Origin of the sequence: Bacillus thermotolerans (assembly GCF_000812025.2) — a bacterium.
Lineage (GTDB): Bacteria > Bacillota > Bacilli > Bacillales > Domibacillaceae > Quasibacillus > Quasibacillus thermotolerans.
Map to the genome: position 1 here is coordinate 24,557 of NZ_JWJE02000003.1, position 12,566 is coordinate 37,122.

General features: G+C 45.3%; 13 protein-coding genes and 1 tRNA gene. 1 reads left to right on the forward strand and 13 read right to left on the reverse strand.

Features of this window, described 5'->3' with window-relative positions; all coding sequences use genetic code 11:
• Positions 1–4 precede the first annotated feature (4 nt).
• From QY97_RS02095 to QY97_RS02145, 11 genes are all read right to left on the reverse strand, one after another.
• Entirely contained in the window at positions 5–751 is a 747-nt protein-coding gene (locus QY97_RS02095) for an alpha/beta hydrolase (protein WP_039230730.1), read from the reverse strand.
• Positions 752–908: 157 nt separating this feature from the next.
• Positions 909–1,142: a preprotein translocase subunit SecG gene (gene secG / locus QY97_RS02100; RefSeq protein WP_039230733.1), complete on the reverse strand. Its 234-nt coding sequence runs from the start codon at positions 1,140–1,142 to the stop codon at positions 909–911.
• A gap of 103 nt (positions 1,143–1,245) precedes the next feature.
• On the reverse strand, positions 1,246–2,541 hold the full coding sequence (gene eno, locus QY97_RS02105) for a phosphopyruvate hydratase (protein WP_039230735.1): 1,296 nt from the start codon (positions 2,539–2,541) through the stop codon (positions 1,246–1,248).
• 29 nt (positions 2,542–2,570) lie between these two features.
• A complete protein-coding gene (gene gpmI / locus QY97_RS02110; protein WP_039230738.1) occupies positions 2,571–4,106 on the reverse strand; it encodes a 2,3-bisphosphoglycerate-independent phosphoglycerate mutase in 1,536 nt (511 codons plus the stop codon).
• Entirely contained in the window at positions 4,099–4,860 is a 762-nt protein-coding gene (gene tpiA / locus QY97_RS02115; RefSeq protein WP_039230741.1) for a triose-phosphate isomerase, read from the reverse strand. The genes gpmI and tpiA overlap by 8 nt, the downstream gene beginning before the upstream one ends.
• Before the next feature lie 66 nt (positions 4,861–4,926).
• Positions 4,927–6,111, reverse strand: coding sequence for a phosphoglycerate kinase (locus QY97_RS02120; RefSeq protein WP_039230744.1), 1,185 nt, complete (start codon positions 6,109–6,111; stop codon positions 4,927–4,929).
• A gap of 170 nt (positions 6,112–6,281) precedes the next feature.
• Entirely contained in the window at positions 6,282–7,289 is a 1,008-nt protein-coding gene (gene gap, locus QY97_RS02125) for a type I glyceraldehyde-3-phosphate dehydrogenase (protein WP_039230746.1), read from the reverse strand.
• An 87-nt stretch (positions 7,290–7,376) separates the two neighbouring features.
• Positions 7,377–8,408 (reverse strand): sugar-binding transcriptional regulator, encoded by a 1,032-nt coding sequence (locus QY97_RS02130; protein WP_039230749.1) that lies wholly within the window; start codon positions 8,406–8,408, stop codon positions 7,377–7,379.
• 148 nt (positions 8,409–8,556) lie between these two features.
• Positions 8,557–8,793, reverse strand: a complete 237-nt coding sequence (locus tag QY97_RS02135) for a glutaredoxin family protein (protein ID WP_039230752.1) — start codon at positions 8,791–8,793, stop codon at positions 8,557–8,559.
• Positions 8,794–8,809: 16 nt separating this feature from the next.
• Positions 8,810–10,138, reverse strand: coding sequence for an RNA polymerase factor sigma-54 (rpoN, locus tag QY97_RS02140; RefSeq protein ID WP_039231005.1), 1,329 nt, complete (start codon positions 10,136–10,138; stop codon positions 8,810–8,812).
• Positions 10,139–10,286: 148 nt separating this feature from the next.
• A tRNA-Arg gene (locus QY97_RS02145) sits at positions 10,287–10,358 on the reverse strand.
• Between the two features lie 247 nt (positions 10,359–10,605).
• Here QY97_RS02145 and clpP point away from each other — a divergent pair.
• A complete protein-coding gene (gene clpP, locus QY97_RS02150; RefSeq protein ID WP_039230755.1) occupies positions 10,606–11,202 on the forward strand; it encodes an ATP-dependent Clp endopeptidase proteolytic subunit ClpP in 597 nt (198 codons plus the stop codon).
• A gap of 117 nt (positions 11,203–11,319) precedes the next feature.
• Here clpP and QY97_RS02155 read toward each other — a convergent pair whose 3' ends face one another.
• A complete protein-coding gene (locus tag QY97_RS02155) occupies positions 11,320–11,586 on the reverse strand; it encodes an HPr family phosphocarrier protein (RefSeq protein WP_039230759.1) in 267 nt (88 codons plus the stop codon).
• Between the two features lie 17 nt (positions 11,587–11,603).
• Positions 11,604–12,551 carry a DNA-binding protein WhiA gene (whiA, locus tag QY97_RS02160; RefSeq protein WP_039230762.1) on the reverse strand — a complete coding sequence of 316 codons (948 nt, stop codon included), beginning with the start codon at positions 12,549–12,551 and terminating at the stop codon, positions 11,604–11,606.
• Positions 12,552–12,566: the final 15 nt, after the last annotated feature.

The window sequence follows — 12,566 nt, forward strand, 5'->3', positions numbered from 1 at the left end:
CCGCTTACTCACTCCAGTCGAGGCGCTCCAAGAAACGATAAATGTCTTCATGAAGCTGATCCTTCTCCTTATCAATCGTAATCACGTGGCCGGATTCTTCATACCATTTCATTTCTTTCATCGTTGATTCTATTTCATCATAGATAATGTTTGCACTCTCTGGTTTAATCATTTCGTCATGCCGCGCTTGCACGACAAAAGTGGGCGCATAAATCATATCTATATTACTTCTCACATCACTGATTAACTCCTGCAATGACTTTAGCGTGTTCATAGGAGTTTTCTTAAATTCTTCCATCTCTTGTTCAATTACCTCTTGTGATTTCCCTTCAAACTTCTTGAAGTCCCGGGCATATTTGACGACGCCTTCGTACATCACTTCTTCACTCTTTATGTACATCGGTGCGCACATCGTTACAATGCCTTTTACCGGAACCGTGTAACCAAGCTTTAAGGAGAACACTCCGCCAAGCGATAAGCCTGCTACAGCAATTTCCTCATAGCCGAGGTTCTTCAGATGATTATACCCATCCACTACATCCTTCCACCAGTCTTCAGGACCTGTATGTACCAGCTCCTCAGGCGGAACACCGTGCCCCTTGTAATGAGGCGCATGAGAGGTGTAGCCTTTCTTCTCAAGGAAGCGGCCAAGCATGCGCACATCGGAGGAGTTTCCGGTAAAGCCGTGAAGCAAAAGAACTGCTCTCTTCCCGGCTTCAAATGTAAATGGTTTGGGTAAACGTATTCTCATAATGCAATAACTCTCCTTTTTCCTAGTATGGACCGTTCGATACATATTCATTATCATTTTACGGGATATTCCGCCGGGACACCAGCAGAAGCGATTGTTCCTTCCTTGCAGCAAAAAGAAGACACCCCAATCAGACTCTTGGGGTGTCTTCTTTTTCTTATAATCCAAGATAAGATAAAGCAATAGTCAGCACAAAAAACAAAATGGACAATACGACTGTTGCCCGATGAAGTACTAAATCAATGCCGCGAGCCTTCTGCTTTCCAAACAGCTGCTCTGCTCCTCCTGAAATCGCTCCGGACAGACCTGAACTCTTCCCAGACTGTAAAAGCACAACAGCGATCAAAGCAATCGCTACAATAACAAGCAATGTAATTAATAAAGTATGCATGTATGCCCCTCCAAAAAACGAACATATGAATGAAACCAGTGTAACATAAATAAGAAAAAAAGGACAGCCATTCAAGGCCGCCTTTTCTTTTCAAACAGGGTGCTTATCTTTTTAGGTTATAGAACGTTTTGTCTCCAAGATATTGGGCAAGCTCTCCAAGAGTATCTTCAATGCGGAGAAGCTGATTATACTTAGCTACACGATCTGTACGTGAAGGAGCGCCTGTCTTGATTTGGCCAGCATTTGTCGCTACAGCGATGTCCGCAATGGTAGCATCCTCTGTTTCTCCAGAACGGTGAGAAATGACCGCCGTGTATCCGGCACGCTTTGCCATTTCGATTGCATCGAATGTTTCTGTTAATGTACCGATTTGGTTGACTTTGATCAGGATCGCATTGCCTACTCCTTGCTCGATTCCCTGAGACAATTTAGCTGTGTTCGTTACGAATAAGTCGTCACCAACGAGCTGAACTTTATGACCAATTCGTTCTGTCAGCATTTTATGGCCATCCCAATCATTTTCATCCAAGCCGTCTTCAATTGAAATGATCGGATATTTAGAGAGCATTTCTTCATACCAATCCACCATCTCTGCAGAAGTTTTCACAACCCCTTCTCCGCTCAGATGATATTTGCCGTCTTCTTTGTTATAAAACTCAGAAGAAGCTGCATCCATCGCAAGCTTGACTTGCTCGCCAGGTGTATAGCCTGCTTTTTCAATTGCTTCAATGATCGTTTGCAGTGCTTCCTCATTGGACTTCAGGTTTGGCGCGAAGCCGCCTTCATCACCAACTGCTGTATTTAAGCCTTTCTCCTTCAGAACCGCCTTTAAGCTATGGAAGATTTCCGCTCCCATGCGCAGGCCTTCTTTAAAGCTTTCCGCTCCTACAGGCATAATCATGAATTCCTGAATATCTACGTTATTATCCGCATGCTCACCGCCATTTAAAATGTTCATCATCGGTACTGGCAGCTGTTTAGAATTCACACCGCCTAAGTATTCATACAGTTGAACACCAAGGTAATCAGCAGCAGCATGGGCAACAGCCATAGATACACCAAGAATCGCATTCGCACCGAGCTTGCCTTTATTTTCTGTTCCATCAAGAGCAATCATCGCTTGGTCTACGCCGATTTGGTCAAGTACTTCGTAGCTTCCAACCAGCTCAGGAGCAATCACATCATTTACATTTTCAACAGCTTTTAATACTCCTTTGCCAAGGTAACGGCTTTTGTCACCGTCACGAAGCTCCACTGCTTCGTATTCCCCTGTAGAAGCGCCAGAAGGCACAAGGGCCCGCCCGAAGGCGCCGGATTGTGTATATACCTCTACCTCCACAGTAGGGTTTCCGCGAGAATCTAGTACTTCGCGTGCATAAATGTCTGTAATGATTGGCATAATAAGTCTCTCCTTTTTTATGAAAGCATTTATTTTTTTATTAAAGAAGTGCCGGTCATTTCAGCCGGTTTCTCTATATTCAGTAAATCAAGCATCGTTGGAGCTAAATCCCCGAGTATGCCGCCCTCACGAAGCTCTAAGCCCGGCTTTGTTACGATAACCGGGACTGGATTCGTCGTATGGGCCGTCATTGGTTTATCTTCCAGTGTAACAACTTCATCCGCATTTCCATGGTCGGCTGTAATAATGGCTGTTCCGCCTTTTGAAAGAATAAGGTCAACTACACGCCCCAGGCACTCATCTACAGCCTCAATGGCTTTAATCGTCGGCTGCAGCATCCCTGAGTGTCCAACCATGTCCGGATTAGCGAAGTTCAAAATAATCGCATCCTGCCGGTCATTGTTAATTTCATCAAGTAATGCTTCCGTTACTTCATAAGCACTCATTTCCGGTTTCAAGTCATACGTTGCTACTTTCGGTGAATCAATTAAAATTCGCGTCTCACCTGAAAACTCCCGTTCCCGGCCGCCGCTCATGAAGAAGGTGACATGCGGATATTTTTCTGTTTCCGCAATGCGCAGCTGCTGCAGGCCGTTATCAGACAATACCTCTCCGACCGTGTTCGTTAAATCCACATTATCAAACGCAATTACACCATCCACCGTTTGGCTGTAAGGCGTCATGCTGACAAAGTGAAGGTTAGACGGCATGTGTTCTCCGCGGTCAAAGCCATTGAATTCTTTATTCGTAAATACATTAGATAATTGAATGGCCCGGTCTGGACGGAAGTTGAAAAAGATCATGGCATCGTTGTCATTTACCTTCGCCACTGGCTGATCGGCTTCGTTCGTGAGCACAACCGGCACGACGAATTCATCGTGAATGCCGTTTGCGTAAGAGTCTTCTACAACTTCAAGCGGATCAGAAAAGAACGGAGCTTCATTATATACCATTGCCCGATAGGTTTTTTCCACCCGGTCCCAGCGCTTATCACGATCCATCGCATAATAGCGGCCTGAAATCGTTGCAAACTGTCCGACACCGTATTCCTTCATTTTTGCCAGTGTGTCTTCAATATAGCCCTTTGCTGTTTGAGGCCCCACATCCCGTCCATCCAGAAAAGCATGGACATACACCTTCTCCAGCCCTTCATCAGCCGCAAGCTTTAGAAGAGCAAACAGGTGCTCAATATGGCTATGTACGCCGCCATCCGAAAGCAGGCCGAGCAAGTGAAGCGCAGACCCATTCTGTTTTGCATGCTGAATCGCCTGCAAAAACGCTTCATTCTCAAAGAATTCCTTTTCGCGGATAGCAATGTTGATTCTTGTTAAGCTTTGATAGACAGTCCGTCCAGCCCCAATATTTAAGTGACCTACCTCAGAGTTTCCCATTTGCCCCTCGGGAAGGCCGACCGCCTCCCCGCAGGCTGTTAGTGTTGAATGGGGAAATTGCTCCCAATAACGATCGAAATTCGGTTTTTTTGCTTGGGCGACAGCGTTTCCTTTTGTTTCGCTGCGGCAAGCAAAGCCATCCAAAATAATCAGCGCAACAGGTGACTTACCCATGATTAACTGCCTCCAATAACTGCAGGAAGGACGCAGGCTCCAGACTTGCTCCACCAACTAACGCACCGTCAATATCTGGCTGGCTCATGAATTCTCCAATATTGTTTGGCTTTACACTTCCGCCGTACTGGATACGTACGCTATCCGCTGCCTCTTCAGAGAATTGATTGGCTATTGTCTGGCGAATATGCGCGCACACTTCATTTGCTTCTTCTGCTGTGGAAGATTTGCCTGTACCTATTGCCCAGATTGGTTCATATGCGATCACCACTTGCTTGACTTGCTCCTCCAGCAAGCCGGAAAGCGCCTTTTCGATTTGTCCGGCAACAAAAGTATTTGTTTCGCCGTTTTCGCGCTGCTCAAGCGTCTCTCCGCAGCAGACAATCGGCGTCAGCTCATATTTAAAAGCAGCCATTACTTTTTTATGAACGGTTTCATCCGTTTCACCGAACATCTCCCGTCGCTCTGAATGACCGATAATCACATAGTTCACGCCAATGTCCTGCAGCGCTTTTGGACTAATTTCTCCCGTGAAAGCCCCGCTTTCCTCAAAATGCATCGTTTGCGCTCCAACCTTCACATCCGTACCGTTTGTATCTTGAACAAGTGCATCCAAGAATAAGGCCGGTGAACATATTACGCTGTCGACCACATCTGCTGATGGTACCCGCCCCTTTACTTCCTCAGCAAAGCTCTTGGCTTCGGCCAGTGTTTTATGCATTTTCCAGTTCGCCGCGATAATCGGCTTCCGCATAACGTTTCATCCTTTCTTTCCTGTCGATTGCTTTATTCGCTCTCTAAAGATGCTGCTTATGTCCTTTTACTTATCGTCTAAGGCGACTACGCCCGGCAGCTGTTTTCCTTCCATGAATTCCAAGGAAGCTCCTCCGCCTGTGGAAATGTGATCCATTTTCCCAGCGATACCGAACGTCTCCACCGCTGCCGCTGAATCTCCGCCGCCAATGACTGAATATGTATCTTCCGCTTCAGCCAAGGCCTCCGCTACCGCTTTTGTTCCTCCAGCGAACTTCTCCATCTCGAATACACCCATCGGTCCATTCCAGATCACAAGCTTCGATTTTTGAATCGTTTCTCTATATAATTCACTCGTTTTCGGTCCGATGTCAAGCCCCATCCAGCCAGATGGAATGCTGTCGATATCAACTGTTTTTGCTTCGGCTTCCTCAGAGAACTCTTTTGCTACCACTGCATCTAACGGCATAAGGAACTGGACGCCCTTTTGCTCAGCTTTCTCGATAAATTGCTTGGCCAGCTCTAATTTATCTTCTTCTAGAAGGGAGTTTCCGATTTCATAGCCTCGTGCTTTAATAAACGTGTAAGCCAGGCCTCCCCCGATGATCAAATTATCTACTCTATCCAGCAAGTGATCAATCACGCCAATTTTGTCTTTTACTTTGGCACCGCCAATAATAGCTGTAAACGGACGGGCAGGATTTGATAAAGCTTCACCTAGAACCTCCAGCTCTTTCTCTAAGAGGAACCCAGCTGCTGCCGGCAAGTGATGAGCCACTCCCTCTGTAGAAGCGTGGGCACGGTGAGCGGTGCCAAATGCATCATTAACGTACAAATCAGCTAACTCTGCAAATTGCTTTGCTAATTGCTCATCATTCTTTTCTTCTCCAGGGTAAAAGCGCACATTTTCAAGAAGCAGCACATCGCCATCCGCCATGGCATCGATTTCCTTCTTTACTGTCTCACCGAACGCTTCGTCCACCTTCTTTACTTCTTTGCCGAAAAGCTCGGATAAACGAGCAGCTACAGGTGTTAAACGAAGCTCTTCTCTCACTTCCCCTTTCGGCCGGCCAAGATGGCTTGCTAGAATTACCTTCGCACCTTGTTCAGATAAATATTGAATAGTTGGAAGTGCAGCTAAAATGCGTGTATCGTCCGCTACCTTTCCGTCCTTCATTGGTACGTTAAAGTCTACGCGGCAAAAGACACGCTTCCCTTTCACATCGAAATCCTTCATCGTCTTTTTGTTCATGTAAGAAGGCCTCCCTCGTAAAATCACAAAATAAAACGAAAGGGAGAGGGGATATCCTTCCCCGCTCCCCTGTCATCCCATCTATCATTATAGATGGTGGGTTATCATTTTCCAATAAAGAAGTGAAAAAAACATAACACACTTTTCCAATAGTATCACACTATTAGTGATTAGAAGCCTTTTTGAATGATGTAGTCTACAAGGTCGACAACTCGGTTGGAATAGCCAGTTTCATTGTCGTACCAAGATAGTACTTTCACCATATTGTCTTCAAGCACCATTGTAGATAATGCATCAATAGTTGAAGACGCTGTGCTGCCGTTATAATCTCTAGAGACAAGCGGTTCTTCAGAGTAAGCGAGAATTCCCTTTAACTCTCCTTGAGCGGCTTCCTTCAGCACTTGATTCACTTCTTCTGCTGTTGTATTTGTTTTCAGCTCAGCTACTAAGTCGACAACAGACACATTTGGTGTTGGTACGCGCATAGCCATACCATTTAGCTTGCCTTTTAATTCCGGCAATACAAGAGATACCGCTTTAGCTGCTCCTGTTGTTGTCGGTATAATGTTCTCCCCCGCTGCACGCGCCCGGCGGTAATCTTTGTGAGGCAGATCAAGAATCTGCTGGTCATTTGTATAAGAATGAACCGTTGTCATCATGCCGCGCACAATGCCAAACTTATCATTCAGCACTTTAGCGAACGGTGCTAAGCAGTTTGTTGTACAAGAGGCATTTGAAATGACGTGATGGTTTTTAGAATCGTACTGGTCTTCATTTACGCCCATAACAATGGTGATGTCCTCTTCCTTCGCTGGCGCTGAGATAACTACCTTTTTTGCACCTGCTTCTAAATGCTTCGCCGCATCAGAGCGCTTTGTAAAGCGGCCGGTTGATTCCACGACGATATCCACACCAAGCTCTCCCCATGGAAGGCTGGCCGGATCCCGTTCAGCTATTACCTTTACTTTGTGCTCGCCAACAACGATATACTCTCCGTCGACTGTTACCTCCTGGTCGAGCGTGCCATGCACGGTATCATACTTCAGAAGGTGAGCGAGCATATCCGCATCTGTTAAATCATTCACTGCTACAATATCAATATTGGGATTATCTAAAGCTGCACGGAATACAACGCGTCCAATCCGTCCAAATCCATTAATTCCTACTTTTACTGCCATGTCACGATTCCTCCTAGAATGTTTTGATTATCATTAAACTGCCCAAGCAATAAATTAATTGCTTTATAGAGAAGCAGTTGTTATCACTTAGTCATTTTCATCGATTAACTGCCCAGCAGCCGCTTCATCTGTAATGAGCACAGTGGTCTTAACGGCTCCTTTCAAATAAGAGCGGATGGCCTGCCCTTTGGACTTCCCGCCCGCTACTGCAATGACTTCACGAGACTGGGCAAGATCCTTCAGCTGCAGTCCGATTGTCGGCACACGGTGAACTACGCGTCCATCCATATCAAAGTAATAGCCAAACGCTTCACCCGCTGCCTGTTCGGATTTCATCTGCTCGATGACTGCATCAGGCGTATCCCGACGCCTAGCCATCTTGAATGCTTCTCCTATGCCATGCACGACAATAGACGGGGATTTGATCAGCTTCAGCACCTCTTTAATAGAGGGCTCCTGCAGCATAGACACCTGTATTTCCGGACTAATTTGATCGGGTGCATACAACACTTTATGCGTTGCGCCAGTCTTCTCAGCCATTTTGGCTGCAATCGCATTCGCCTGATGGGAAATATCCTCTCCAAGACCGCCTCTGGCCGGTACAAATGTAATATCTTTGCCAGCGGCAAAATCAGCTGTCATAGCTGCGGCTGCTTCAAGCGTTGTTGTCCCACCCGTCACAGCAATGATATCTTTTACCTGCAGACGGCTTTTTATACTGTTTGCACAGTATTTTCCAAGTTCTTTTTTTGTCCATGGAGATTCATCACTGTCGCCATGAACAATGATTACTTCATCAAGACCGAACCGGCGCTTAATTTTCTCCTGCATGGTGTTTATACCCTTCATTGCACCAATTAATTCCTGCAATTCCTCTAGAACAGCCACACCCGACTCTGTCAGTATCATCCCTGACGTTCGGTAATCGAGCAGGTCCTGTTCCTTCAAGAAATCAGCCTCTGCCCGCAGGGTTCGCTCCGTTAACCCTAATGACTGAGCTAGCGGGCGCCTGCCGATCGGCTGGGCTAAACGAATCGAATGCAAAATGTCATACCGCTTTTGAAGCACCTCCAGCAAGTCAGGAACCAGCTTCTTCTGAAGGTCAATGAGTGATTGCATACAAATCCCCTCACTTGATAGGGACGTTATTTGTCCCTTTATTAAAAGTATTGTCCCACTATGTACAAAAAAATAAACCCTGCTTCAAAATAAAGTGTAGCAGGGAAAAAACTAGAAAGCAACGAAAACGACTTCACTGGTAAAAGACTTACGCATCCACTGCCAGCTTAATAGTAGGATAATCAATGTGACCGTACTGGACCACCTTCCCATCTATTTCGACTACCGGAATCATCAATCCATACTTTTCCATCCATTCGTCCTTATCGTCAATATTTCTTTCATAAAGCTGAAACGATGCATCCTCCCGGACAAGCTTTAATACAGCCTCCGCCTCCTCACAAAGCGGGCATCTCGGCCTCGTATAAAAGTAAACCTCTTTCATTCTATCTCCTCGGTTCTCAGTCGTATCTTTTCCTCTTCGATGATGAAGGGATGGCCAATAAGCCCCGATACTTAGCAACGGTTCTTCTGGACACCTTCCATCCTTCTTCCTCTAAACGCTTGCTGATTTCCTGGTCTGAGAGCGGCTTGCACTTATCCTCTCCGTTCACCAGCTCTACCATACGTGCCTTCACCTGTTCAGCCGAAGCAGCTCCCTCGGTTCCGCCCGATAAGCCTGACGGGAAGAAGGATTTTAATTCGTATGTGCCGTATGGTGTCTGCATGTATTTCCCCCGCACAGCCCGGCTAACCGTCGATTCATGAATATCAAGCTCATCAGCGATCTCCTTCATAGTGAGCGGCTGCAGACGGCTCGGTCCTTCGAAAAAGAAGTCACGCTGCCTTTCAACGATGGCTAGGCCGACTCGCTGAATCGTACGCTTACGCTGCTCCAGGCTCTTCAGCAGCCAGAGGTAATCCTTATGTTTATCTTTCATAAATTCCTTTAGCTTCGTATCTTTGTGTGCTGCTAATTCATCGAAATACTCTTTTTGAAACACAATTTTCGGCATGGCTTCTTCCAGCAAATGAACCTCGATTGAACCGTCCTTTTTCACAACTGACAAATCAGGCCGTACATAGGTCGGCTGCTCATAGGAAAAATGGATCCCTGGTTTCGGGTTCAATGTTTGAATAAAATCGGCCGCTTCCTGAATCTGCTGTATGCTGACATCCAGCTGTTTAGACAGCGGCCGCCAATTTTTCTCCGCAAATGCCACAAAATGATCTCGAATAATAACAGGAACGATCGGCGGGACGTCGGAAAGCCGTTCAATTTGGAGAAGAAGACAATCTTGCAAGTTACGAGCCCCTACACCGGCCGGTTCCAGCTCACGAATCATATGAAACATCTTTACCCCTTCGTCTATAGAACAGCGGCACATTTGTGCAGCTTCTTTAATATCAATCGTCATATAGCCATTTTCGTCAATATTATATAACAAGAAGTCTAGCATTTTCTTCTCTGTCGCCTTCAACGGAATATGTGTCAGCTGCATTCTTAAATGGTCGATCAGTGTCTGGGATTGGTCCGCTACGTGCTCTACCCAGTTTCTCTCTTCCCTGCTTTGGAGAGCTTTCTTGCGTGAGCCGGGCTTCTCCTTTTGATGAAGCGCTTTCATTTCCCCTGACTCTAACTGGATAAATGGGTTTTCCATCGTCTTTGCTTCCAAAAACTCAGTCAGCTCCTGGGCAGAGTATTGCAGCAAAGCAATCGCCTGCGTTAATTCTTGTGTCATCACAAGCTTTACTGTTTGCTGTTGCCAAAGACCGGGCTTCAAGTGCATATTCAAATTCCTCTCCCCCTTCCTACTCTATTATACAGCAGGAAATTGAATTGAGAAGTGAAAATTCAATCTTTTCGGCTAATGAAGGCATAAAAAAAGCCTGACCCGCTTGCTTAGAAAGCAAAGCTGGACAGGCTTCTCTCTTGTACGCCCTCGGCAGGAATCGAACCCACATTTCAAGAACCGGAATCTTGCGTGCTATCCGTTACACCACGAGGGCTTAATGAGTACATTTCAATATTATAGCGGATGAATACTTAAAAAGCAAGGTCTCTTTTTTATAAAACAATAAATTATAACTTTCACTTTTCTTATTACGTTTAGCAGGATTTTTCCTGGGTATAATAGAAAACTATGTAAGAAGTGTAAGACAGAAGTGAAGTCAGATCGTTTGACCTTTATTGACCATCAAGGTATCATACTTACATAAGATCGTTATTTTTTTATTTGAAGGGGGAACGAAAAAAATGAATTTAATTCCTACAGTTATTGAACAAACCAACCGAGGTGAGCGCGCGTACGATATTTACTCCCGCTTGCTGAAAGACCGCATCATCATGCTAGGAAGCGGCATTGATGATAATGTGGCCAACTCGATCGTTTCTCAGCTATTGTTCCTTGAAGCGGAAAGTCCAGAGAAAGATATTTCTATTTACATCAATAGCCCAGGCGGAAGCATTACAGCTGGTATGGCGATTTATGACACCATTCAATTCATTAAGCCGGACGTTCAAACAATTTGTATCGGCATGGCCGCTTCCATGGGTGCCTTCTTATTGGCAGCTGGAACACCAGGCAAGCGTTATGCTCTTCCAAACAGTGAAGTGATGATTCACCAGCCGCTTGGAGGCGCACAAGGTCAGGCGACAGAGATTGAAATCGCAGCTAAGCGTATCCTCTTCCTTCGCGAGAAATTAAATCAAATTCTATCTGAGCGTACAGGCCAGCCAATCGAAGTGATCTCACGCGATACAGACCGTGACAACTTCATGACTGCAGAGCGCGCGCTGGAATACGGCTTAATCGACAAGATCTTAACTCGTAACGACGTAGAAAACAAATAATCGTGTATCCGAACGAAGCATGGACCGGCCTTTTTAAGGACACAACAAAAAGGCGGGATTTCTTCATCTCCGGATAGAAAAACAGCTGGAAATTCTCCAGCTGTTTTTTCTTGCTTATTATTGATGTCCTTCTTCACTCTCAATGAATTCAGCAAGCACCTTAACCGCTTCCTCCTCATCCGAGCCCTCCGCTGATAGAGTAACTTCACTGCCGCGGTTAATTGCAAGGCTCATAATGCCCATAATACTTTTAGCATTTACCTTCTTTCCGTCTTTCTCAAGGAAAATTTCAGATGAAAAGCGATTTGCCTCCTGAACAAATAATGCAGCTGGGCGTGCATGCAATCCTGTTTTTAATTGAACTTCTGTCAATTTTTCTACCATTTCCTTCTCCTCTTTCATTATTTTTTCGCTAACTCATTTGCTCGAATCTTTTCAGCAATTTCGTCAATTTTGCGAAGTCTATGATTAATCCCTGACTTGCTAATAGCCGGACCGGATACCATTTCTCCAAGTTCCTTTAACGTCACATCCTGGTGAGCTACTCGCAATTCAGCGATTTCACGCAGTTTATCAGGCAGTATCTCTAAGCCAACCGTGGACTCAATGAAGCGGATGTTTTCCACTTGGCGCATGGCTGCTCCAATCGTTTTATTCAAGTTGGCAGTTTCACAATTGACCAGACGGTTTACAGAATTTCGCATGTCACGAACGATACGGACATCCTCAAACCGAAGCAGCGCATTGTGGGCGCCGATTACATTGAGAAATTCTGTAATCTTCTCCGCTTCTTTCAAGTAAGTAATAAAACCTTTTTTACGCTCCAATGTTTTGCTGTTTAAATGAAAGCTGTTCATCAATTCGCACAGCGCATCATTATGCTCTTTATAAAGCGAGGCGATCTCTAAGTGGTAGGACGAGGTTTCTGGATTGTTCACTGAACCTCCTGCTAGGAAAGCCCCTCGTAAATAGGCACGACGGCAGCATTTTTTTGCAATTAAGTCAGGTGATATATTATGAACAAAAGCAAAGGATGTATCAATGATAGATAGGTCCTCAAGAACATGGCGGGCTTTCTCTTTCAGACGGACGATGTAGACGTTGTTCTTCTTGAGACGCATCTTCTTACGAACCAGTAACTCTACATCCACTTGATAGTTTTGCTTTAGTAATATATAAATTCTTCTCGCAATGGCTGCATTTTCTGTTTGGATATTCACAACCAGCAGCCGATTAGAAAAGGACAATGAGCCGTTCATGCGAATGAGCGCTGAGAGTTCAGCTTTGGAGCAGCAAGCCTTTGTCTCTAGTGTTGTTAGCTCTTTTTTTGTTTCAGAGGCAAATGACAAAGGGTTCACCTTCTC

Excerpts from the sequence above, each read along its gene's own strand:
- QY97_RS02095 (WP_039230730.1), bottom strand. The coding sequence starts at position 751 with ATGAGAATACGTTTACCCAAACCATTTACATTTGAAGCCGGGAAGAGA.
- secG (WP_039230733.1), bottom strand. The coding sequence starts at position 1,142 with ATGCATACTTTATTAATTACATTGCTTGTTATTGTAGCGATTGCTTTG.
- eno (WP_039230735.1), bottom strand. The coding sequence starts at position 2,541 with ATGCCAATCATTACAGACATTTATGCACGCGAAGTACTAGATTCTCGC.
- gpmI (WP_039230738.1), bottom strand. The coding sequence starts at position 4,106 with ATGGGTAAGTCACCTGTTGCGCTGATTATTTTGGATGGCTTTGCTTGC.
- tpiA (WP_039230741.1), bottom strand. The coding sequence starts at position 4,860 with ATGCGGAAGCCGATTATCGCGGCGAACTGGAAAATGCATAAAACACTG.
- QY97_RS02120 (WP_039230744.1), bottom strand. The coding sequence starts at position 6,111 with ATGAACAAAAAGACGATGAAGGATTTCGATGTGAAAGGGAAGCGTGTC.
- gap (WP_039230746.1), bottom strand. The coding sequence starts at position 7,289 with ATGGCAGTAAAAGTAGGAATTAATGGATTTGGACGGATTGGACGCGTT.
- QY97_RS02130 (WP_039230749.1), bottom strand. The coding sequence starts at position 8,408 with ATGCAATCACTCATTGACCTTCAGAAGAAGCTGGTTCCTGACTTGCTG.
- QY97_RS02135 (WP_039230752.1), bottom strand. The coding sequence starts at position 8,793 with ATGAAAGAGGTTTACTTTTATACGAGGCCGAGATGCCCGCTTTGTGAG.
- rpoN (WP_039231005.1), bottom strand. The coding sequence starts at position 10,138 with ATGCACTTGAAGCCCGGTCTTTGGCAACAGCAAACAGTAAAGCTTGTG.
- clpP (WP_039230755.1), top strand. The coding sequence starts at position 10,606 with ATGAATTTAATTCCTACAGTTATTGAACAAACCAACCGAGGTGAGCGC.
- QY97_RS02155 (WP_039230759.1), bottom strand. The coding sequence starts at position 11,586 with ATGGTAGAAAAATTGACAGAAGTTCAATTAAAAACAGGATTGCATGCA.